The organism is Rhizobacter sp. P2_G4, from assembly GCF_056403575.1.
On the sequence record NZ_JBFUFG010000002.1, the window covers coordinates 154,421 to 177,465 of the forward strand.

The following is a 23,045-nucleotide window of genomic DNA, read 5'->3' on the forward strand; positions in this document are numbered from 1 at the left end:
GTGATGTGACATGAGTGCAGTTCTCTCTACTGAAGAAGTCGCGACAGCAGGCGCGCCACCGGCGTCGTCGCTGGGTGACTTCTGGCGCAGTTTCGCCACCAACAAAGGCGCGGTCGCGGGCCTGTTCGTGTTCATCTTCGTCATCCTGTGTGCGCTGTTTGCCAATCTGCTCGCGCCGCACGATGCCATCGAGCAGTACCGGGATGCGCTGCTCACGCCACCGATGTGGGCCGAAGGCGGCAGCAGCAAGTTCATCCTGGGCACCGACGACATCGGCCGCGACGTGCTCTCGCGCCTGCTGTTCGGTGCACGGCTGTCCTTGCTGATCGGTTTCGTGGCGGTGCTGCTGTCCATGCTGCCGGGCATGGCACTGGGTTTGACGGCGGCGTTCTTTCCTCGCGTCGGCGTGGCCATCCTGCGGCTGATGGACGTGATGCTCGCGCTGCCCAGCCTGCTGCTCGCCATCGCGGTGGTGGCGGTGCTTGGTCCGGGGCTGCTGAACACCATGCTCGCAATCGCCATCGTGGCGGTGCCGAGTTATGTGCGCTTGGTTCGTGCCTCGGCCATGTCGGAGCTGACCAAGGACTACGTCATCGCCTCGCGCCTGGCCGGTGCCGGAACGCTGCGGCTGATGTTCAACACCGTGCTGCCCAATTGCATGGCGCCGGTGATCGTGACGGCCACGCTAGGTTTCTCGGATGCGATCCTGACCGCGGCGGCGCTCGGCTTCCTGGGCCTTGGCGCGCAGCCGCCCACGCCGGAGTGGGGAACGATGCTGGCGTCGGCACGCGACTACATCGAGCGCGCCAACTGGGTCGTCACCCTGCCGGGCCTCGCGATCCTGATCACGGTGCTGTCGATCAACCTGATGGGTGACGGCCTGCGCGATGCGCTCGATCCGCGGATGAAGAAATTGTCATGAGCCACCTTCTGGAGATACGCAACCTGACGGTCGAGTTCGGTTCGAAGGAGCGCCCGTTCGCGGCCGTGCAAGGCGTCGACATGACGCTGGACCGCGGCGAGCTGCTCGGTGTGGTGGGCGAATCGGGCTCGGGCAAGAGCGTCAGCATGCTGGCGCTGATGGGGCTGGTCGAAGCACCGGGCCGCGTGACGGCCGACGTGCTTCGCTTCGATGGCCACGACCTGATGGCCCTGTCGCCGCGCGAGCGCCGCGACATCGTCGGCCGCGACATGGCGATGATCTTCCAGGACCCGATGAGCAGCCTGAATCCCAGCTACACCGTGGGGTTCCAGATCATCGAGACGCTGAAGGTCCACCAGAAGGGCAACAAGAATGCGCTGAAGGACCGCGCGCTCGAACTGCTGAAGCTGGTCGAGATTCCCGATGCCGAATCGCGCCTCTCGGCCTACCCGCACCAGCTGTCGGGTGGCATGAGCCAGCGCGTGATGATCGCGATGGCACTCGCCTGTGCGCCCAAGCTGCTGATCGCCGACGAGCCCACCACCGCGCTCGACGTCACCATCCAGGCGCAGGTGCTCGACCTGCTGGTGGCGCTGCAACGCAAGCAGGACATGGCGCTGATCCTCATTACGCACGACCTGGCGCTGCTGGCCGAGCATGCCAAGCGCATCGCGGTGATGTACGCGAGCGAGGTGGTGGAAGTGCAAACCGTGCCGGCCCTGTTCGAGAAGCCGCACCACCCCTACACCGAGGCATTGCTCGCCTCCATTCCCGAACACAGCCGCGGCGCGCGGCGCCTGCCCACGCTCGCCGGCGTGGTGCCGGGCATGCACGAGCGGCCGAAGGCCTGCCTGCTGTCGCCACGCTGCCCCTACGTGCAAGACACTTGTCGTGTCACACACCCCGGCCTGCTGCCCATGCCGGATGGCAGCCAGGCGCGTTGTCTCTTTCCGCTGAACCTGAGCTCATGACCGCCACTGCACCTGCTCCTTTGTTGGACGCGAAGAATCTGTCGCGTCACTACCAGGTCTCGCGTGGCGTCTTCAAGCCGCCCGCGACCGTGAAGGCACTCAATGGCGTCAGCTTCTCGCTCGCTGCCGGGCAGACACTGGCCGTGGTGGGCGAATCGGGCTGCGGCAAGTCGACGCTCGCGCGCGCGCTGACGCTGATCGAAAAGCCCACCGGCGGCAGCCTGGAGCTCGATGGCACCGATGCCGCCACCGCCGGCGAATCGCAAGTGCGTGCGCTGCGCCAGCGGGTGCAGATGGTGTTCCAGAATCCGTATGCCTCGCTGAACCCGCGCAAGCGCATCGCGCAGATGCTCGACGAGCCGCTGCTGCTCAACACCCAACTCACGGCACCCGAGCGGCGCGAACGCATCGCCGCGATGCTGTCGCAGGTGGGCTTGCGGCCCGAGCACGCGCAGCGCTACCCGCACATGTTCTCGGGCGGCCAGCGCCAGCGCATCGCGATCGCGCGCGCGATGATGCTGCAGCCCGGCCTGCTGGTGGCCGACGAGCCGACGTCGGCGCTCGATGTGTCCATCCAGGCGCAGATCCTGAATCTGTTCATGGACATCCAGGAGCGCACGAAGATTGCGTACGTGTTCATCTCGCACAACCTGAGCGTGGTGGAGCACATCGCCGAGCGCGTGATGGTGATGTACCTCGGCCGCGCCGTCGAGTTCGCACCCAAGACCCAGCTGTTTTCGCAGCCGCTGCACCCGTACACCCGCGCGCTGCTGTCGGCCACGCCGAGCATCGACGCGGCACGCCGCGCCAACAAAATCCGCATCGTTGGCGAGCTGCCGTCGCCGCTGAATCCGCCATCGGGTTGCAGCTTCCACAAGCGCTGCCCGTACGCGCAGCCCAACTGCAGCGTCGACGTGCCGCCTCTGCGCAGCGTTCGCGGCAGCGAGGTCGCGTGCCACTACGCTGAGGCCATCGCCGACGGCATGGCGCCTTCACGCAGCTGAATTACCGCTCGTTGAAGGCGGCTGTGTTCCGCTGAATCGGAACGCCGTTTGCCACGTTTTTCCATCAACGATGGAAGGACGCAGCATGAGCCACACCGCCGCCGATCACCTGTTGCAGCGCTTGCGCGAATGGGGCGTGCGCCGCGTCTTTGGCTACCCGGGCGACGGCATCAACGGCCTGATGGGTGCCTTCGACCGGGCCGGCGATTCGATGGAGTTCGTGCAGGCTCGGCATGAGGAACTGGCCGCCTTCATGGCCTGCGCGCATGCCAAATTTACCGGCGAGCCGGGCGTCTGCATGGCGACCTCGGGTCCGGGCGCCATCCACTTGCTGAACGGCCTGTACGACGCACGGCTCGACCACCAGCCTGTCGTGGCGATCGTCGGGCAGCAGGCCCGTGCATCGATCGGCGGCGACTACCAGCAAGAGGTCGACCTGCAGACCTTGTTCAAGGACGTGGCGTCGGAGTACGTCATCACCGTCACGGTGCCGGAGCAGGTGCGCCATGCGGTGGACCGCGCGTTGCGCATCGCGATCGACCAGCGTAGCGTCACTTGTGTGATCGTGCCCAACGACGTGCAGTTGCTGCCGGCCGTGGAGAGTCCGCCGCGAGAGCATGGCACCGTGCATTCGGGCATCGGCATCTCCCGCAAGCGCATCGTTCCTGCCGACGACGAGTTGCGCCAGGCGGCCGAGATTCTCAACACCGGCCAGCGGGTGGCCATCCTGGCCGGTGCCGGCGCGCTGGACGCGTGTGACGAACTGATCGAAGTGGCCGACCTGCTCGGTGCCGGCATTGCCAAGGCGCTGCTCGGCAAGGCGGCAGTGCCTGACGATCTACCGTTTGTTACCGGCTCGATCGGCTTGCTGGGCACCGAGCCGAGCTGGGAGCTGATGAGCGGCTGCGACACCTTGCTGATGGTCGGCTCGAGCTTTCCGTATTCGGAATACCTGCCGAAGGAAGGGCAAGCGCGCGGCGTGCAAGTCGACATCGACGGCCGCCGCCTCAGCCTGCGCTACCCGATGGAATTGAACCTCGTGGGCGACAGCCGGCTCACGCTGCGCGCGCTGATCCCGCACCTCCAACGCAAGGCGGATCGCGCCTGGCGCGGCAAGGTCGAGGCAAGCGTGGAGAAGTGGTGGCGGGTGCTCGAGGCGCGTGCGATGAACGAAGCGAACCCGATCAATCCGCAGCGTGCGTTCTGGGTGCTGTCGCCACGGCTGCCCGACGATTGCCTCATCGCCGCTGATTCGGGGTCGACCGCGTTCTGGTACGCACGCGACCTGAAGCTGCGCCGCGGCATGCAGGCCTCGCTGTCGGGTGGGTTGGCCACGATGGGTTCGGCCGTGCCGTATGCACTCGCCGCGAAGATGGCGCATCCCACGCGGCCCGTGCTGGCCATCGCTGGCGACGGTGCGATGCAGATGAACGGCATCAACGGGCTCATCACCGTGGCGCACCGTTGGCGGCAGTGGGCCGACCCGCGGCTTGTTGTGCTGGTGCTCAACAACGCCGACCTCAACATGGTGACCTGGGAGCAGCGTGTCGGTGCGGGTGACCCGAAGTACGAGGCGTCGCAGACGCTGCCCTTCTTCCCGTATGCCGACTACGCGCGTCTGCTTGGTCTCGGTGGCATCCGTGTCGACGATCCCAACCAGCTTGCATCGGCGTGGGAGCAGGCCTTCGCTGCCGACCGGCCGACGCTGGTGGAGGTGATTGCCGACCCGGCTGTGCCGCCCTTGCCACCGCATTCGACCGGCAAGCAGGCGAAGGCCTACGTCTCGGCATTGCTGCATCGCGACCCGGAGGCGATGCGCACCGTGATCGCCACGGCCCGGGAGTGGTGGGACGGCGTGCGTACACCATCGCGCTGACCTCAGCATTCGGCAGGTGGGGCCGCCCCTCATCGACAATCGAGCCATGAACAAAGCCTTCACCAAGGAGCCGAGCGGCGAGGACGATGACGACGACATGGCGCTGCCGGAGTTGCCGCTCGGCGGCAAGAACTACGTCACGCCCGAAGGCTATCGGCGCCTGCGAGAAGAGCTGATGGAGTTGCTCGACACCGAGCGCCCAAAGATCGTCGAAGTGGTGTCGTGGGCCGCCAAGAACGGCGACCGCTCCGAGAACGGCGACTACCTCTATGGCAAGAAGCGCCTGCGAGAGATCGACCGGCGCATCCGCTTTCTGACCAAGCGCCTCGACATTGCCGAAGTGGCCGACCCCTCGGTGCACCACGGAAGCGACCAGGTCTTCTTCGGCGCGACCGTGACCTACGAAAACACGAAGGGCGAGGAGCGCACCGTCACGATCAAGGGTGTCGACGAGGTCGACAACCTGAAAGGCGAAGTGAGCTGGGTGTCACCGATTGCGCGGGCGCTGCTGAAGGCACGCGTCGGCGACGAGGTGTCGCTGATGACGCCAGGCGGCGTGGAGCACATTGAAGTGGTTGAAGTCCGCTACCCACCGCAAGCTCCGACCGCTGAATGATCAAGCAACGCCCGCGGAACCGGCTCCGCCGGGCCGCCAGGCCCTTCGGCTGGCACATCTTGTCCATTGGACAAGATGTGCCTGGGCTCAGCCCCTCGGGGGCAGGAGCGAAGCGACTGGGGGGCTAAGGCTTCACGCGCAGGACCTTCAGCACAGCCGGCGCGCGGCGCAGGGTGCGCATCACATCGGCCAAGTGCAGCCGGTCGCGAACGCTAATCAGCAAGCGCAGTTCGATGGTCTCCGAGGCGGGCTCGTCGTCCATGTCGATGTGGGTGATGTCGGCCTCCGCAGCGCTCACGGCGGACGCCACCTGGGCGAGGACACCCTTGCCGTTGTTCAACAGCAGCGTCACCCCGGTCTCGAAGGGCCGAGACGGTTCTTCGGACCAGTCGACCGTGATCCAGCGCTCGCTGTCGCGTTCGAACAGGCGTTTGCCGATGCTGCATTCGGCGGTGTGCACCAGCAGGCCTTCGCCGCGGCCGAGGTAGCCGACGATGTCGTCGCCAGGAATGGGGCGGCAGCAGCTGGCCATCTGCACCGAGGCGCCTTCGGTGCCGTCGATCACCACCAGGCCCTGTGTCGGCGTGGCGTCGTCCTCGGTGGCATAGCGGCCCATGGTCAGCGTCAGCGCGTCGGGCTTGGCGCCGCGCTCGAGCATCAGCTGCGCCAGGCGCTTGGCCACGATGATGGCGATCTTGCGGCCGAGGCCGATGTCGGTCAGCAAATCGCCGCGGGTGCGGTTGCCACTCCACTTGGTGAGCGACTGCCACAACGCGGCGCCAGACGCATCGGTCGGGTCGCTCGAGGGCAGGGCGAGGCCTTCGGCGCGCAGGGCTTGGGCCAACAGCTTCTCGCCCAGCTGCTGCGACTCTTCCTGCTCCATGTTCTTCAGGTAATGGCGGATCTTCGAACGCGCCCGGCCAGTGCGCACGAAGTTGAGCCAGCCTGGGTTAGGCCGCGCACCCGGGGCGGTGACCACCTCGACCACGTCGCCGCTGCGCAGCTCGGTGCGCAAGGCCACCGGGTCGCCGTTGACCTTGGCGGCGACGCAGTGGTCTCCGACGTCGGAGTGGATGGCGTAGGCGAAGTCGACCGGCGTGGCGCCTCGCGGCAGCGCCATGATCTTCGACTTGGGCGTGAACACGTAGACCGCGTCGGGGAAGAGGTCGATCTTCACGTGCTCGAGGAACTCGCTCGCGTCGCGCGTCTCATCCTGGATGTCGATCAGCGATTGCAGCCACAGCGCACCCAGGCGCTGCGCGTCCTGCGGCTGGCCCGAGCCGCCGATCTTGTACATCCAATGCGCCGCGATGCCTTTTTCGGCCACGGCGTGCATGGGCTCGGTGCGGATCTGAAACTCCACCGCCGTGCCCAGCGGGCTCACCAGCGTGGTGTGGAGCGACTGGTAGCCGTTGGCCTTGGGGATCGCGATGTAGTCCTTGAAGCGGCCGGGCAATGGCTTGTAGAGCTGGTGCAGAACGCCGAGTGCGAGGTAGCACTCGGGCAGGGTGTTCACGACGATGCGGAAGCCGAAGATGTCGTTCACCTGCGCAAAGCTCAGGTGCTTCTCGCGCATCTTGGTGTAGATCGAATAAAGCGTCTTCTCGCGGCCGTAGACCTGCACCTTCTGGCGGGCGTCGGTGAACGCCTTTTCGACCTCGCGCTGGATGCGTTCGACGATGTCGCGGCGGTAGCCGCGGGCTCGCAACACGGCCTTGGACAGCGCTGCATGGCGCCATTGGCGCAGGTGCTGGAACGACAGCTCCTGCAGTTCGCGGTAGGTCTGGTTGAGGCCCAGGCGGTGGGCGATGGGGGCGTAGATCTCGAGCGTTTCGCGGGCGATGCGGATGCGCTTCGGAGCCGCCATGGCTTCCATCGTGCGCATGTTGTGCAGCCGGTCGGCCAGCTTGATGAGGATCACGCGCACGTCGCGCGCCATCGCCAGCAGCATCTTGCGGAACGACTCGGCCTGCGATTCTTCCTTGGTCGAGAACTGCAGCTTGTCTAGCTTGGTGAGGCCGTCGACTAGGTCGGCAGTGGCGGTGCCGAAGCGTTCGATCAGCTCGACCTTGGTGACGCCGCAGTCTTCCATCGCGTCGTGCATCAGCGCGGCCATGATGGCCTGGGCGTCGAGCTTCCAGTCGGCGCACAGGCCGGCCACAGCGATCGGGTGGGTGATGTAAGGCTCACCGCTGGCGCGGAACTGGCCCAGGTGGGCTTCATCGGCGAAGCGGTAGGCCTCGCGCACGCGCTTGATGTCCGAGGCTTCGAGGTAGTCGAGCTTGCGCGTCAGCGTGGCAAACGAGGCGGCCGCGGCGTCGCTGGTGGCCGCCGGCACGGCCGGCTCGCGCACGCGCCGGCCCACGCCGGTTGCAGCGTCGCGAATCCAGGTCGAAATGGGGCCAGCCATGCCTCGAATTTATCGCGGATCGGGAAATACCGGATCAGGGCTTCCCAAAAGCAAACGGCCCGCGTGGGGCCGTTTGCAATTAGTTGACAGAAGAGCCGATCAGATCGGCACCTTGCGCAACATTTCGATGCCGACTTCGCCAGCGGCGATTTCGCGCAGCGCGGTCACACCGGGCTTGTTCTTGGTTTCGATCTTGGGGGCGTGGCCCTGGCTCAGCATGCGGGCACGGTAGGTGGCTGCGAGCACCAGTTGAAAGCGGTTCGGGATCTTGACGAGACAGTCTTCGACGGTGATGCGGGCCATGGAATGCTCCGGTGAGGATCCAACTGAAGGATCTAGCTGAGATTGAGGGCCGCAAAGACAGCAGGTTTGCTTCTTCGCAGGGCAGCGTACTTGAGTCGCTGCGAATGAACGATCGCTTTCAGGTCGAACAGCGCCGTTTCAAACAGAGCGTTGATTATAACGAAGTCGAAATGCCGGGCTTGGGCCACCTCGATGCGTGCATTGGTCAAGCGCTGGGCGATCACCTCGGGGTGGTCTTCGCCGCGGCGGGTCAGGCGCTGGGCCAGTTCGTCCCAGCTGGGGGGCAGGATGAAGATCAGGATGGCGTTGGGAAACAGTTCCTTGATCTGCAGCGCGCCCTGCCAGTCGATCTCGAGCACCACGTCCTGGCCGCCGGTGATGAGGGTTTCGACCGCAGCGCGTGAGGTGCCGTACAGGTTGCCGTGTACTTCAGCCCATTCGAAGAAGGCGCCATCGGCGATCTTCTGGCGGAATTCGGGTTCTTCGATGAAGAAGTACTCGCGCCCATCCTGTTCCTGGCCGCGCGGCTTGCGGGTGGTGTGCGAAATGGACACCACCAGGTGCGAATCCATCTGCAGCAAAGCGTTCACGAGGCTCGACTTGCCTGCGCCGCTGGGGGCCGCCACCACGAAAAGATTACCGGGGTAGTCCATCATTCGAGATTCTGAATTTCGAGTACGAAGCCGCGCTGGAATTTCCGTGGCAACTGCAGCCCCGAACTGTAGCTTGTGCTGCTGCGGTGCGGCCACCATCGGTCGTTGCCTGCATGCAGGCTGCTGGTTTGCGTCGAAAGGTGCACAGACCCGTGCCGGCTCCGCCGGGATCACGGGGTCAGTTCGATCGTCCTGGATGCTGGCGCGCGATCAAGATATAGAGCGCTGCCCCCAGCACCAGCAGCCCCGTGGCGATCCACAGCGAAGCGTTGAATCCTGCAGCGGCATTCGCACTTCGCGCGACCAGCCAAGCGGCAAGCGGTGGCCCCATGATCTGCCCCAATCCGTATGAGGCGGTGAGCAGGCCCATGAAGCTGGTGGCATCCAACGGCCTCACGCGGCGCACCTCCTGCATCGCGAAGAAGGTGATGGCGGTAAAGGGCAGCCCGAGCAACAGACTGCCGGCCGCGAAGCCGACAAGGCTGGGGCTCACGAGGCTCGCGGCCACACCGGCGGCCTGCAACAGGTAGCAGGCCGCCAACCGCAGCCGGAGGTCGCCCTGCGGGCTCAGGCGCGAGGCGCCCACCGCCCCGAGCATCACGCCGACACCAAACAGTGGCCAGAAGAGGTCGAGCAAATGCGAGCCAGGCAAAGCCTGGCGAGCGATCACGGGCAGGAATGTTGCGGTGATGATGTAGCCGATGCCGGCCAGCCCGTAAGCCAACGTGAGAAGGCTCATCTCGCCGGCGGCAGCGGGCGCGCGCAACGCGACCTGGCCGGTTGGTCCGGCAGTCGGTGTCGACGGAGCGAGACCGCGTCTGGCGTCGAAGGCGTGCCACACGGCGGCTGTCAGCAGCGCAGCCAGCACGCCAAAGGTCAGCCAGCCTGCGGCTGCAGGCCCTTGCAGCTGCACCAGCACGGTGGCTGCCAGGCCGCTTGCAATGATGCCCAGGCCTGGCCCGACGTAGATCAGCGCTCCCATTGCGGGTACCCCACGCCGTGCCAACTGCTCCAAGCAAAAGCCCGAGGTGTACAGGAAGACCACGGCGCTCGCCACGCCGGCGGCGAACCGCAGGAGCGCCCAAGCCGCTGGCTGGTGCGCTGCCATGCCCAGCGTCAGAAGCGCCGTGACGACCAGCCCGCCACGCACGAGTAGGGGGCCGTTGACCGTGCCAGACCACCCCAAGCGCCGCCAGATCCAGGGTTGGAACGTGCATGCCACGGCGCCGATGAGGTATCCCAGGTAATTGGCGCTCGCCAGCAGGCTTGCCCCGGTGAGATCCACAGAATGTTCCGCCAGCATCAGGGGCAAGAGCGGTGTGAACGCGAAGCGGCCGATGCCCATTGCCACAGCGAGTGCAACGAGGCCCCCTACGGCGATGGAGAGGGGCGAGAGGGGACGTGGGGTCGACATGCGGTCGATGAGTTTCTCACGCGTCCCGACCGGCTTTCATCACGGCGCCACGGCTCGCGAGAACGGTGGCGGCCACGAACTTTCTTTCACGAGCGGTGCAGCGCCTTGTCCAGTGCCGCCACGCTGGCCGTGGGTATGTCAACCCCAGACGAACAAAGTGCTAGATTCATCCATGGCCCGTCTCCTCGCACCTCGCAACGCGGTAGCCCATCTGCCGGGTGTCTTGGTGTAGCTCTGCTGACCTCCGGTCTGCAACCTACGGCAAAGCGAGGGACGGGCCGCCGGATTCACAAAGCCATCCTGTTCAGAGGTCTGACTTGCTTCTGACGTAAGCCATCGGGGATTCGCTTCACATGCCACACGATCTGGTTGCATTCGGCGCCATCTTCTTCTTCGAGCAGGCGGGAGCTGCGGATCCTCGGCCCGAGGTGGCGTCCGTCGTTGCCTTTGTCTGCATCGCAGCCACGCAACTCGTGTTCTGGGTGTTCACATTTCCGGTCAATCGAGCAACGCAGAACTGGACCCAGGCTCCCCCACACTGGGAGAAGCTGCGTCGGCGGTGGGAGTATTCGCACGCCACATCCGCGGTGCTCAACGTCGTGGCCTTTGGTGCTGCCGTGCTGGCGACGCTGTGGTCGTGAACGCGATGCCCGTTGCAGACGTCAGACCCAATTGACCTCGATGCCAGCCAAGCGCAACGTACCCTCTGCGACGAGCCAGCCCAAAGGTTGTGGTTCGCCTCGTTCCTCATCAAAAGCGTCAAAGCCCGAGGCAAGGCAGTCAACGCAAAGTGAAGTAGAGGCACTGGCGTCGCTTGCCAAAGTCGGCGCAGGCGCTCGTTGCATCTGGCATCTCGTCATTCAGTGAGGTCCAGCGCCTCGGCTCGGTAGCCACCTACGCACGCATCAAGCAAAGTGATCCGCGCGTCACGCTGAATCTGCTCTGGGCGCTGGAAGGCGCCTTGTCGGGTCTTTCCTGGCAAGTCGTGGCCAGGGAGCACCGCACCAGCCTGCTGCTTGCACTCGACACACTGCAAAATCGACAGAACAACGGAAGGGGAGCCCGTGCTGGTTGAGATTGCAATTGGCGACGCATACGGAGCCGGATTCGAATTCTGCAGCCGCGAGAAGATCGAGCGCAGCAACACGCTTGCGTCGTATGTCGACCATGAACTCGGCATAGCGGCTGGCTGCTACACCGACGACACGCAGATGAGCATTGCGATCTCGGAGGTGCTACTTTCCGAGGCGAGCGCTACCAGCGCCACGTTCGCCGATGCATTCGTCCGCTGCTACAAGCGCGACCGGCGAAAAGGCTACGCGAAAGGGATGCAAGCCCTTCTGGACGAGTGTCCRGATGGGTCATCCCTGCGTTCTCGCATCAAGCCGGAAAGCCGGCGCAACGGAGCGGCCATGAGGTCGGCTCCACTCGGGCTGATTCCAGACAAGAGCCTGCTCCTCAGCGTCGCCGAAGAGCAGGCCGCCATCACGCACAACACAGCCGAGGGCATCCTCTCGTCCCGCGTGGTTGCGCTCAGCTCACACCTGCTGTTGTACGAGCAAGCGAAGCTGTCGAACCTGCCGAAGCTGGTTCAGGAAGAGCTTGGTTTTGAGTTGCTCAGCAATTGGCAGCAAGAAGTCGAATGCGATGCCATACAAACCCTGCACGCCGTCAACACAGCATTGCAGCGGAATCGGCGCATGTCAGATCTCCTGATCGACTGCGTGAACTTCGGGGGTGATGTGGACAGCGTTGCGGCAATCGCGATGGGACTCGCATCGCTATCGCCCGAGTACGCCTCGGATGTGCCGAAGGTTCTTCGGGAGGGGCTGGAGGCTGGGTCCTATGGAACTTCTTTCCTCCAGAGACTCGACGCTGCACTGGCAGGGAAATTCACCGTTCTCGCCAACCGGCTGCAGGGAGCTGTCGTCTAGGCTTCGATCGGCATCGCCGGGCTGAGCAACAAGAAAGTCGAAAAGGACGGTCAGACCATCGCTCACGGCCGTTGAAGTTGGGTGCGCAAGCGGCTGTGAAGCCTAGGGTTTGCGCGGAGACGTCGAGCCGGGAGGCCGGACGAACGAGGTTTCCGAAAGCTGGATGCCCGGCCATTCCGAGATCTCGCGCACCGCTCATCTCCAAGCAAATCAACGACTTACCGCGGCTCTTGGAAACCGTGACATATGGCACACGTGTTGCGATAACTGTGCGCTGGCCGCGTCGACAGACGCGGAAAGACGACAAACACAGGAGACAGCAATGAGCACGATGGGCGACCTCGACCCCACCGAAACCGGCGAATGGGTCGACGCATTGAGCGCGGTCCAGCAGCACCGCGGCAGCGACCGCACCAACTACCTCATCAACCGGCTGGTGGACCAAGGCAGGCGCGATGGTGTTTATGTGCCGCGTTCGCTGACCACCGCCTACTGCAACACCATCCCGCCCGAGCGCGAGGACAAGAGCGCCGGCGACCGCGAGATTGAGCACAAGCTGCGCTCGATCATCCGCTGGAACGCGATGGCGATCATCCTGCGGGCGAACAAGGACTCATCCGAGCTCGGTGGCCACATCGCGAGCTTTCAGTCCGCGGCAACGCTCTACGACATCGGCTTCGGCCACTTCTGGCATGCGCCGACGGACACCCACGGCGGCGACCTGCTGTTCATCCAGGGCCACAGCTCGCCCGGCATCTATGCACGCGCCTTCCTCGAAGGGCGGCTCACGGAAGCGCAGCTGCTGAACTACCGCCAGGAGACCGACGGCCAGGGCATCCCGTCGTACCCGCACCCCTGGCTGATGCCCGACTTCTGGCAGTTCCCGACCGTCTCGATGGGGCTCGGGCCACTGATGGCGATCTACCAGGCGCGCTTCCTCAAGTACCTGCACGGCCGCGGCCTGGCTGACACCGCCAAGCGCAAGGTCTGGGCCTTCATGGGCGACGGCGAGATGGACGAGCCCGAGTCGCTCGGCGCGATCTCGCTGGCCGGCCGCGAGAACCTCGACAACCTCGTCTTCGTCATCAACTGCAACCTGCAGCGCCTGGACGGCCCGGTGCGCGGCAACGGCAAGATCGTCCAGGAACTCGAGAGCGTGTTCCGCGGTGCCGGCTGGAACGTCATCAAGGTGCTGTGGGGCAGCGGCTGGGACGCACTGCTCGCCAAGGACAAGAGCGGCAGGCTGCTGCAACGCATGGAAGAGTGCGTCGACGGCGAGTACCAGGACTTCAAGAGCAAGAGCGGCGCCTACGTGCGCGAGCACTTCTTTGGCAAGTACGACGAGACCCGGGCGCTCGTGGCCCACATGAGCGACGACGAAATCTGGAGCCTCACGCGGGGCGGGCACGACCCGGTCAAGGTCTTCGCCGCGTACTCCGCCGCGGTCAAGCACACCGGCCAGCCGACGCTGATCCTGCCGAAGACCGTCAAGGGCTACGGCATGGGCGAGTCGGGCGAAGGCCAGATGATTGCGCATCAGGCGAAGAAGATGACGCAGGACGCGCTGCGCGGCTTCCGCGACCGCTTCCAGATCCCGGTCTCCGACGAAGAGCTGCCCAACGTGCCCTTCGTCAAGCTCGCCGAAGACAGCCCCGAGATGCAGTACCTGCACGCGCGGCGTGCGGCGCTCGGCGGCTACCTGCCGCAGCGGCGGCGCAAATCCACCGCGCTCGAGATTCCGCCGTTGGCCACCTTCGAGCGGCTGCTGAAGGACACCGGCGAACGCGAGATCTCGACCACGATGGCTTTCGTGCAGATGCTCGGCACGCTGGTGCGCGACAAGACCATCGGCCGCCACATCGTGCCCATCGTGCCCGACGAGTCGCGCACCTTCGGCATGGAAGGCATGTTCCGCCAGCTCGGCATCTATTCCTCGCTCGGCCAGCTCTACAAGCCGCAGGACGCCGACCAGCTGATGTACTACCGCGAGTCCAAGGACGGCCAGGTGCTGCAAGAGGGCATCAACGAAGGCGGCGCGATGTCGAGCTGGATCGTCGCGGCCACTTCGTACAGCACGAACAACGTGCCGATGATCCCGTTCTACATCTACTACTCGATGTTCGGGCTGCAGCGCGTCGGCGACCTGGCCTGGCTGGCCGGCGACATCCGCGCGCGCGGCTTCCTGCTCGGTGGCACCGCCGGGCGCACCACGCTGAACGGCGAAGGCCTGCAGCACGAGGACGGCCACAGCCACATCCTGGCCGGCACCATTCCCAACTGCATCTCCTACGACCCGACCTTCGCGTTCGAGGTCGTCACCATCATCCGCGACGGCATGCGCCGCATGTACGCCGAGCAGGAGGACGTTTACTACTACGTCACCTTGATGAACGAGAACTACCCGCACCTCGGCATGCCCGAGGGCAGCGAGGCGGGCATCCTCAAGGGCCTGTACCAGCTGAGCGACGGCGGCAAGACGGCCAAGAAGGGTCAACGTGTGCAGCTGATGGGCAGCGGCACCATCCTGCGCGAGGTGATGTTTGCGGCCGAACTGCTGAAGAACGACTTCGGCATCGCGGCGGACGTGTGGAGCGCGACCAGCTTCAACGAGCTGCGCCGCGACGGCATGGCCGTCGAGCGCTGGAACCGCTTGCACCCGACCGCACCGGCGCACAAGAGCCACGTTGAGTTATGCCTCGAAGGCCACGACGGCCCGGTGATCGCCGCGACCGACTACATGCGCAACTACGCCGACCAGGTGCGCGAGCAGGTGCAGGCTGCCGGCCGGCGCTACACCGTGCTCGGCACCGATGGCTTCGGCCGCAGCGACTACCGGCGCAAGCTGCGCCGCTTCTTCGAGGTTGACCGCTGGCACGTGGTGGTGGCTGCGCTCAAGGCGCTGGCCGACGACGGCGTGATCAAGCCCTCGGTGGTTGCGGATGCGATCACGAAATATGGGCTCGATGCCGAGCGCGCAGCCCCTTGGACGGTGTGAGGCACGACATGAGCAATTCATTCGACATCAAGGTGCCTGATATCGGCGACTTCGCCGGCGTGCCCGTCATCGAGATCTTCGTGAAAGTGGGCGACACGGTGAAGGCCGAAGATCCGCTGCTCTCGCTGGAGTCCGACAAGGCGACGATGGATGTGCCCGCGCCGCGTGGCGGCAAGGTGAAGTCCATCGCCGTGAACATCGGCGACAAGGTCAGCGAGGGCAGTGTGGTGATGGTCTTCGAAGGCGAAGGCGAAGGCGAAGGCGCTGGCGCCGCATCGGCTCCAGCGGCCGCGCCTGGCGAAGCCGCCAAGCCCAGCGTCACGGCGCCGCCTTCGGCCGTCAATGCGCCGGCCGGCGTGGCCGAGGTGCGCGTGCCCGACATCGGCGAGTTCACCGACGTGCCAGTGATCGAGATCTTCGTGAAGGTCGGCGACACGGTGAAAGCCGAAGACCCGCTCGTCTCGCTCGAATCCGACAAGGCGACGATGGACGTGCCCGCGCCGCTGTCGGGTGTCGTCAAGGCCGTCAAGGTCAAGGTTGGCGACAAGGTCAGCGAAGGCTCCGTGATCCTGTCGCTCACGACGGGCGAGGTGAGCGCCGTACCCACCGCGGCACCGGCAGTCGCTGCGGCGACCGGCAACGATGCGGCCAAGGCCCCGGCCGCAACAGCATCGGCAGGCACCGTCGACGAAGCCAGCTTCGCGCTCGCCTACGCCGGCCCGGCCGTGCGTAAGCTGGCGCGTGAACTCGGCGTCCACTTGGGCAAGGTGAAGGGCAGCGGCGACCACGGCCGCATCGTCCGCGAGGACGTTGAGGCATTCGCAAAGGGTGGTGCGCCGAGCGCAGCATCCGCGCCCGCCAAAGCGGCAGCGGCGCCCGCAGCCGGCGGCGCCGGCCTGGACCTGCTGCCCTGGCCCAAGGTCGACTTCGCCAAGTTCGGCCCGATCGAGCGCAAGGAGCTGTCGCGCATCAAGAAGATCTCGGCGGCCAACCTGCACCGCAACTGGGTCGTCATCCCGCATGTGACGACGCACGACGAGGCCGACATCACCGAGCTCGAGCAGTTCCGCGTGCAGATGAACAAGGAGCTCGAGAAGTCGGGCGTCAAGCTCAGCATGCTGCCGTTCATGATGAAGGCGGCGGTGGCGGCACTGAAGAAGTTCCCCGAGTTCAACGCGAGCCTGGAGGGCGACGCGCTCGTGCTGAAGAACTACTGGCACATCGGCTTCGCCGCCGACACGCCCAACGGCCTGATGGTGCCGGTGATCCGGGACGTCGACAAGAAGACCGTGCCCGACATCGCGAAGGAGATGAGCGAACTCGCCAAGCTCGCACGCGAAGGCAAGCTCAAGCCCGACCAGATGCAGGGTGGCACCTTCACGATCAGCTCGCTCGGTGGCATCGGCGGCATCTACTTCACGCCCATCATCAACGCGCCCGAGGTCTCGATCATGGGCGTGTGCAAGAGCTACTGGAAGCAGCACTCCACCGACGGCAAGACCTCCAGCTGGCGCCTCACGTTGCCGCTGTCGCTGTCATGGGACCACCGCGTGATCGACGGCGCCGCCGCGGCGCGCTTCAACGTGCATTTCGCCAACGTGCTCGCCGACCTGCGGCGTGTGCTGTTCTGAAGGGGACCCGGTTCATGGCCAATCTGGTTGAAGTGAAGGTCCCGGACATCGGCGACTTCAAGGATGTCGCGATCATCGAGCTGATGGTCAAGCCCGGCGAAGTGATCGCCGTCGAGACCGGCTTGATCATGGTCGAGTCCGACAAGGCCTCGATGGAGATCCCGTCGACGCACGCGGGGACGGTCAAGGAGCTGAAGGTCAAGCTCGGCGACAAGGTCAGCGAGGGCTCGGTGATCCTGGTGGTCGAAGCGGCGGGTGCCGCCGCACCGGCGCCGGCCGCAGCACCCCCCGCGAAGGCCGCGTCTGCGCCGCCACCTGCTGCGCCCGCGGCAGCGATCCCGAACGCTGCCACGTACAGCGGCAAGGCCGACATCGAGTGCGAGGTGCTCGTGCTCGGCGCGGGCCCGGGCGGCTACTCAGCTGCATTCCGCAGTGCCGACATCGGCATGAAGACCGTGCTCGTCGAACGCTATGCCACGCTCGGCGGTGTGTGCCTGAACGTGGGCTGCATCCCCTCGAAGGCGCTGCTGCACACCGCCAGCGTGATGGACGAAGTCAAGTCGCTGGCCCACCACGGCATCAAGTTCACCGCGCCCGAGATCGACATCGACGCCTTGCGCGGCTTCAAGGACGGCGTCGTCAAGAAGCTCACCGGCGGTCTCGCCGGCATGGCCAAGGCGCGCAAGGTCGAAGTCGTGACCGGCGTCGGCAGCTTCCTCGATCCGCACCATCTCGAGGTCGTCGGCGCGGGCGGCGCCAAGAAGGTCGTGAAGTTCGCCAAGGCCATCATTGCCGCCGGCTCGCAGGCAATGAAATTGCCCTTCATGCCCGACGACGAACGTGTCGTCGACTCGACCGGCGCGCTGCTGCTCAAGGGCATCCCGAAGCGCATGCTCGTCGTCGGCGGCGGGATCATCGGGCTCGAGATGGCGACCGTTTACTCGACGCTCGGCACGCGCATCGACGTCGTCGAGATGCTCGACGGCCTGATGCAGGGCGCCGACCGCGACCTCGTGAAGGTGTGGGAAAAGTTCAACAGCGCGCGCTTCGAGAACGTGATGCTGAAGACCAAGACCGTCGGTGCGAAGGCCACGAAGGCCGGCATCGAAGTCAGCTTCGAGGGAGAGAAGGCACCGAAGGAGCCGCAGGTCTACGACCTGGTGCTGGTCGCGGTGGGGCGCAGCCCGAACGGCAAGAAGATCGCGGCCGACAAGGCCGGCGTTGCCGTCACCGACCGCGGCTTCATCAACGTCGACAAGCAGATGCGCACCAATGTGCCGCACATCTTCGCGATCGGCGACATCGTCGGCCAGCCCATGCTCGCCCACAAGGCGGTGCACGAAGCGCACGTGGCGGCCGAGGCGGCGCATGGCGAGGCGGCGTTCTTCGATGCGCGGCAGATTCCATCGGTCGCCTACACCGACCCCGAGGTGGCCTGGGCCGGCAAGACCGAAGAGCAGTGCAAGGCCGAAGGCATCAAGGTCGGCAAGGCGGTGTTCCCGTGGGCCGCCTCGGGCCGCGCCATCGCCAACGGCCGCGACGAAGGCTTCACCAAGCTGCTGTTCGACGAAGCCACACACCGCGTCATCGGCGGCGGCATCGTCGGCACACATGCCGGCGACCTGATCGGCGAGGTTTGCCTGGCAATCGAGATGGGCTGCGAGCCGGCCGACATCGGCAAGACGATCCACCCGCATCCGACGCTCGGTGAATCCATCGGCATGGCGGCCGAGGTCTTCGAAGGCCATTGCACCGATCTGCCGCCGCAAAAGAAGAAGTAGGCGACCGTGGCACTCAATCTGACCTGCGAAACCACCGGCAGCGGCCCGCCGCTGGTCGTTCTGCATGGGCTGTTCGGCTCGGGCGGCAACTGGCGCGGCGTGGCCCGCGGCTTGGCCGACAGCCATACCGTGCATTGCGTCGACTTGCGCAACCACGGTGCCTCGCCATGGGCCGACTCGATGGACTACATCGAGATGGCCGACGACGTACTGCAGCTGTTCGATCGCCTCGGCCTCAAGGCGCCGGCCGTGATGGGCCACAGCATGGGCGGCAAGACGGCGATGGCGCTGGCGCTGCGCCACCCGGCGCGGGTCGGCCGGCTGATCGTGGTCGACATCGCGCCGCTCGCCTACGGCGACACGCTGATGCCGGTTGCGCACGCGATGTGCAGCGTCGACGTGATGGCCGCCGTGAGCCGCGCCGAGGTGCAGCGCCGGTTGCAGCTCGCGCTGCCCGATGCCGGCATCGCGCCGTTCCTGATGCAGAACCTGGTGACGCACAACGATCACTTCGACTGGCGGATCAACCTGATGGGCATCAGCTCGGCGATGCCCCAGCTGTGCGAGTTCCCTTCCGACTTGCTGGGCGCTCACTTCGGCGGCCCCGTCACGGTGATCGCCGGCGAGAACTCCGACTACGTCGCACAGCGCGATGGCGCGGCGTTCCATCCCTTCTTCAGCCAGGTCCAGATCGAATTCATTGCAGACGCCGGCCATTGGGTCCATGCGGACCAGCCGGCGGCCTTCATGAGCAGCGTCAAGCGAGCCTTGAGGCCCAACAAGACCAGACAACCGGAGAACGAGACATGACCGAAAAGACCGAGAGCCTTCGCGAGGCTGCGCTCGACTACCACCGCTACCCGACGCCGGGCAAGATTTCCGTCACGCCCACCAAGGCGATGGCCACCGCGCGTGACCTGTCGCTCGCGTATTCGCCAGGTGTCGCCGATGCCTGCATGGCCATCGCCGACGATCCGAGCGAGGCCGGCAACCTGACCTCGCGCAGCAACCTGGTGGCGGTCATCACCAACGGCACCGCGGTGCTGGGGCTGGGCAACATCGGCCCGCTGGCCGCCAAGCCGGTGATGGAAGGCAAGGCCTGCCTGTTCAAGAAGTTCGCCGGCATCGACGTGTTCGACATCGAGCTCGCCGAGAACGACCCCGACGCGCTGATCGAGACCATCGCCCGCATGGAGCCCACCTTCGGCGGCATCAACCTCGAGGACATCAAGGCACCCGAGTGCTTCTACATCGAGACGAAGCTGCGCGAGCGCATGAAGATTCCGGTCTTCCATGACGACCAGCACGGCACCGCCATCGTCGCGGCCGCAGCCATCCTCAATGCGCTGAAGCACGTGGGCAAGAACATCGCTGAGGTCAAGCTCGTGGCTTCGGGCGCGGGTGCGGCGGCGCTTGCCTGCCTGGACCTCGCGGTGAGCCTGGGCCTCAAGCCCGAGAACATCTACGTCACCGATGCGAAGGGCGTGGTCTACCTCGGCCGTGCGGAAAGCATGGACCCGAACAAGTCGCGCTACGCCCGCGACACCAGCGCGCGCACGCTGGCCCAGCTGATCCCGGGCACCGACATCTTTCTCGGCCTGTCGGCCGGCGGCGTGCTGTCGCCCGAGATGGTGAAGACGATGGCGCGTGACCCGATCATCCTCGCGATGGCGAACCCGACGCCCGAGATCACGCCGGAGGATGCGCTGGCGGTGCGGCCCGACGCGGTCATCGGCACCGGCCGCTCCGACTACCCGAACCAGGTCAACAACGTCCTGTGCTTCCCGTTCATCTTCCGCGGTGCGCTCGATGCGGGCGCGACCACCATCAACGAGGCGATGAAGCTTGCGGCCGTCCACGCGATCGCCGACCTGACTCATCAAGAGATCCCAGAGATCGTGGCCCAGGCCTACGGCGTGGTCGGCCTGCGCTTCGGGCGCGACTACCTGATCCCCAAGCCCTTCGATCCGCGTCTGATCGAAGCCGTGGCGCCGGCTGTGGCACAGGCCGCGATGGACAGCGGCGTTGCGACCCGGCCGATCGCCGACATGCCGGCCTACCGGCAGCGCCTCTCGCATTTCGTCTACCAGTCGGGCAGCAGCATGCAGCCGCTGTTCGCGGCGGCGCAGCGTTCGCCCAAACGCGTGGTGTATGCCGAGGGCGAGGACGAGCGCGTGTTGCGCGCCGCGCAAGTCGTGGTCGACGAGGGCCTGGCTCGGCCGTTGCTGCTCGGGCGTCCGGAGGTGATCGCCCAGCGGCTGTCGGAGTTCGGGCTGCGGCTCGAGATCGGCAAGGACTGCGACACCATCGACCCGCTCGACCCCGCGGTCTACGGCGATGCGGCTGACGCCTATTTCGAGCTCAAGCGCCGCGACGGCGTGTCGCGCGCAGTGGCGCGGGTCGAGATGCGCAGCCGTGCCACGCTGCTCGCAGCGATGCTGGTGCGCCAGGGCAAGGCCGATGCGATGCTGTGCGGCACCTTCGGCGGCTACAGCGACCATTTGCGCCATGTGCGCGACGTGATTGGCATGCGCCCCGGCACGAACACTCTGGCCGCGATGCAGATGTTGATGCTCCCCGGGCGGCAGCTGTTCATTCTCGACACCCACGTCAACCGGGACCCGACTGCCGAGCAGGTGGCCGAGATCGCGTTGCTGGCGGTCGAAGAGGTTCGCCGCTTCGGCGTGACGCCGAGTGTCGCGCTGCTGTCGCATTCGAGCTTCGGCGGCTCCGATGCGGCTTCCGCAGTGAAGATGCGTGAGGCGCTGGTCCTGATCAAGAAGCGCGACCCGCAGCTCGCGGTGGACGGCGAGATGCGGGGCGACGCTGCGCTCTCCAAGTCCATCCTGGACCGCGAGTTCCCCGACTCGAACCTCACGACCGAAGCCAACGTGCTCGTGATGCCGAACGTCGACGCGGCCAACATTTCCTACAACCTGCTGCGGGTCGCCGCCGGCAATGGCATCACGGTCGGCGCCATCCTGCTTGGCGCGGCGCGGCCGGTGCACATCCTGACGCCATCGTCGACCGTGCGGCGCATCGTCAACATGACGGCGCTGGCGGTCGTGGATGCGACCTCGCAGCGCGCAGTGGCCAGCGACACCGACTGAGCCTGAGCCCACCGATTCCAAGGAGACTTTCGTGAACGACCAGCCCGTATCCAAGCGGTTCTACCAATCGCTGTATTTCCAGGTCATCACCGCCATCGTCATCGGCGTGCTGCTGGGTCACTTCTACCCCGAGAGCGGCGAGGCGATGAAGCCGCTCGGCGATGGCTTCATCAAGCTGATCAAGATGGTCATCGCGCCGATCATCTTCTGCACCGTCGTGGTCGGCATCGCCGGCATGGAAGACATGAAGAAGGTCGGCAAGACCGGCGGGTTGGCGCTGCTGTACTTCGAGATCGTCAGCAGCATCGCACTGGTCGTGGGCCTCGTGATCATCAACCTCGTCCAGCCCGGCTCCGGCATGAACGTGGATGTCAAGTCGCTCGATGCCAAGAGCATTGCGGCCTACACCGGCCCCGGCAAGATGGCCACCACCACCGAGTTCCTGCTCAACGTCATCCCGAGCACGGTGGTCGACGCTTTCGCCAAGGGCGAGATCCTGCAGGTGCTGCTGTTTGCCGTGATGTTCGGCTTCGCGTTGCACAAGTTCGGCGGCCGCGGCACGCTGGTGTTCGACTTCATCGAGAAGTTCTCGCACGTGCTGTTCACGATCGTCGGCTACATCATGAAGCTGGCCCCGATCGGTGCGTTCGGCGCAATGGCTTTCACCATCGGCAAGTACGGCGTGGCGTCGCTGCTGCAGCTCGGCCAGTTGATGGCGACCTTCTATGCCACCTGCCTGTTCTTCATCTTCATCGTGCTCGGTTCGATCGCGCGCTTCCATGGCTTCTCGATCTGGAAGTTCATCAAGTACATCAAGGAAGAGCTGCTGATCGTGCTCGGCACGTCGTCTTCCGAATCGGTGCTGCCGCGCATGATGGCCAAGCTCGAGAACCTGGGAGCCAAGAAGTCGGTGGTCGGGCTGGTGATCCCGACCGGCTATTCGTTCAACCTCGACGGCACGTCGATCTACCTGACGATGGCCGCGGTGTTCATCGCCCAGGCCACCAACACGCCGATGACCCTGGCGCAGCAGTTCACCTTGCTGCTGGTGCTGCTGCTCACCTCCAAGGGCGCGGCCGGCGTGACGGGCAGCGGCTTCATCGTGCTGGCGGCGACCTTGTCGGCGGTGGGCCATGTGCCGGTCGCGGGCCTGGCGCTGATTCTTGGCATCGACCGCTTCATGTCGGAGGCACGCGCGCTGACCAACCTGATCGGCAACGGCGTTGCCACGGTGGTGGTTGCCAAGTGGACCGGCGAACTCGACGTCGAACGCATGCATCGCCACTTGAACAACGAGACGGCCACAGCCGCCGACGCACCCGAAGATGTGCTCGACGCAACCGAGTTCCACATGCCGGCCGCCGGGCACACGGGAGCGGCAGCGGTGATGCCCGCGCGCGACGCGACCGGACGCTGAGCCGGTAC

The 23,045-nt window shown here is 65.6% G+C and carries 18 protein-coding genes; 14 read left to right on the top strand and 4 right to left on the bottom strand.

All coding sequences use genetic code 11. From position 1 onward, the window contains the following. Positions 1–10: 10 nt before the first annotated feature. The 5 genes from AC1DYS_RS07305 (at position 11) to greB (ending at position 5,389) form a co-directional block, all read left to right on the top strand. Positions 11–922, top strand: a complete 912-nt coding sequence (locus tag AC1DYS_RS07305) for an ABC transporter permease subunit (protein WP_477897568.1) — start codon at positions 11–13, stop codon at positions 920–922. Continuing rightward, the gene (locus AC1DYS_RS07310; RefSeq protein ID WP_477897570.1) at positions 919–1,893 is read left to right on the top strand and encodes an ABC transporter ATP-binding protein; all 975 of its coding nucleotides are present in this window, start codon (positions 919–921) and stop codon (positions 1,891–1,893) included. Before AC1DYS_RS07305 ends, AC1DYS_RS07310 begins: the two co-directional genes overlap by 4 nt. Continuing rightward, positions 1,890–2,897: a dipeptide ABC transporter ATP-binding protein gene (locus AC1DYS_RS07315; RefSeq protein ID WP_477897572.1), complete on the top strand. Its 1,008-nt coding sequence runs from the start codon at positions 1,890–1,892 to the stop codon at positions 2,895–2,897. The genes AC1DYS_RS07310 and AC1DYS_RS07315 overlap by 4 nt, the downstream gene beginning before the upstream one ends. An 85-nt stretch (positions 2,898–2,982) precedes the next feature. After that, positions 2,983–4,773 carry a thiamine pyrophosphate-requiring protein gene (locus tag AC1DYS_RS07320; RefSeq protein WP_477897574.1) on the top strand — a complete coding sequence of 597 codons (1,791 nt, stop codon included), beginning with the start codon at positions 2,983–2,985 and terminating at the stop codon, positions 4,771–4,773. 46 nt (positions 4,774–4,819) lie between these two features. After that, entirely contained in the window at positions 4,820–5,389 is a 570-nt protein-coding gene (greB, locus tag AC1DYS_RS07325; protein WP_477897576.1) for a transcription elongation factor GreB, read from the top strand. Between the two features lie 124 nt (positions 5,390–5,513). Here the strand turns inward: greB and AC1DYS_RS07330 are convergent, their stop codons facing one another. From AC1DYS_RS07330 to AC1DYS_RS07345, 4 genes are all read right to left on the bottom strand, one after another. Continuing rightward, positions 5,514–7,799 (bottom strand): RelA/SpoT family protein, encoded by a 2,286-nt coding sequence (locus tag AC1DYS_RS07330; protein WP_477897578.1) that lies wholly within the window; start codon positions 7,797–7,799, stop codon positions 5,514–5,516. 99 nt (positions 7,800–7,898) lie between these two features. Continuing rightward, positions 7,899–8,102, bottom strand: coding sequence for a DNA-directed RNA polymerase subunit omega (rpoZ, locus tag AC1DYS_RS07335; RefSeq protein ID WP_047499045.1), 204 nt, complete (start codon positions 8,100–8,102; stop codon positions 7,899–7,901). Between the two features lie 32 nt (positions 8,103–8,134). Continuing rightward, positions 8,135–8,755 carry a guanylate kinase gene (gene gmk / locus AC1DYS_RS07340; RefSeq protein ID WP_047499196.1) on the bottom strand — a complete coding sequence of 207 codons (621 nt, stop codon included), beginning with the start codon at positions 8,753–8,755 and terminating at the stop codon, positions 8,135–8,137. A gap of 178 nt (positions 8,756–8,933) precedes the next feature. Then, on the bottom strand, positions 8,934–10,169 hold the full coding sequence (locus AC1DYS_RS07345) for a YbfB/YjiJ family MFS transporter (protein ID WP_477897581.1): 1,236 nt from the start codon (positions 10,167–10,169) through the stop codon (positions 8,934–8,936). 353 nt (positions 10,170–10,522) lie between these two features. Here AC1DYS_RS07345 and AC1DYS_RS07350 point away from each other — a divergent pair, with 353 nt between their 5' ends. The 9 genes from AC1DYS_RS07350 (at position 10,523) to AC1DYS_RS07390 (ending at position 23,037) form a co-directional block, all read left to right on the top strand. Continuing rightward, the gene (locus AC1DYS_RS07350; protein WP_477897583.1) at positions 10,523–10,810 is read left to right on the top strand and encodes a hypothetical protein; all 288 of its coding nucleotides are present in this window, start codon (positions 10,523–10,525) and stop codon (positions 10,808–10,810) included. A gap of 173 nt (positions 10,811–10,983) precedes the next feature. Further along, a complete protein-coding gene (locus tag AC1DYS_RS07355) occupies positions 10,984–11,244 on the top strand; it encodes a TfoX/Sxy family protein (RefSeq protein WP_477897585.1) in 261 nt (86 codons plus the stop codon). Then, a complete protein-coding gene (locus AC1DYS_RS07360) occupies positions 11,234–12,103 on the top strand; it encodes an ADP-ribosylglycohydrolase family protein (RefSeq protein WP_477897587.1) in 870 nt (289 codons plus the stop codon). The genes AC1DYS_RS07355 and AC1DYS_RS07360 overlap by 11 nt, the downstream gene beginning before the upstream one ends. A gap of 322 nt (positions 12,104–12,425) precedes the next feature. Then, on the top strand, positions 12,426–15,098 hold the full coding sequence (gene aceE / locus AC1DYS_RS07365) for a pyruvate dehydrogenase (acetyl-transferring), homodimeric type (protein ID WP_477897589.1): 2,673 nt from the start codon (positions 12,426–12,428) through the stop codon (positions 15,096–15,098). 8 nt (positions 15,099–15,106) lie between these two features. Then, entirely contained in the window at positions 15,107–16,729 is a 1,623-nt protein-coding gene (gene aceF / locus AC1DYS_RS07370; protein WP_477897591.1) for a dihydrolipoyllysine-residue acetyltransferase, read from the top strand. Between the two features lie 14 nt (positions 16,730–16,743). Further along, a complete protein-coding gene (gene lpdA / locus AC1DYS_RS07375) occupies positions 16,744–18,510 on the top strand; it encodes a dihydrolipoyl dehydrogenase (RefSeq protein ID WP_477897593.1) in 1,767 nt (588 codons plus the stop codon). Between the two features lie 6 nt (positions 18,511–18,516). Then, on the top strand, positions 18,517–19,320 hold the full coding sequence (locus tag AC1DYS_RS07380) for an alpha/beta fold hydrolase (RefSeq protein ID WP_477897595.1): 804 nt from the start codon (positions 18,517–18,519) through the stop codon (positions 19,318–19,320). Continuing rightward, positions 19,317–21,620: an NADP-dependent malic enzyme gene (locus AC1DYS_RS07385; protein ID WP_477897597.1), complete on the top strand. Its 2,304-nt coding sequence runs from the start codon at positions 19,317–19,319 to the stop codon at positions 21,618–21,620. Before AC1DYS_RS07380 ends, AC1DYS_RS07385 begins: the two co-directional genes overlap by 4 nt. A gap of 31 nt (positions 21,621–21,651) precedes the next feature. Further along, positions 21,652–23,037, top strand: a complete 1,386-nt coding sequence (locus tag AC1DYS_RS07390; protein WP_477897599.1) for a dicarboxylate/amino acid:cation symporter — start codon at positions 21,652–21,654, stop codon at positions 23,035–23,037. The last annotated feature ends 8 nt before the right edge of the window (positions 23,038–23,045 follow it).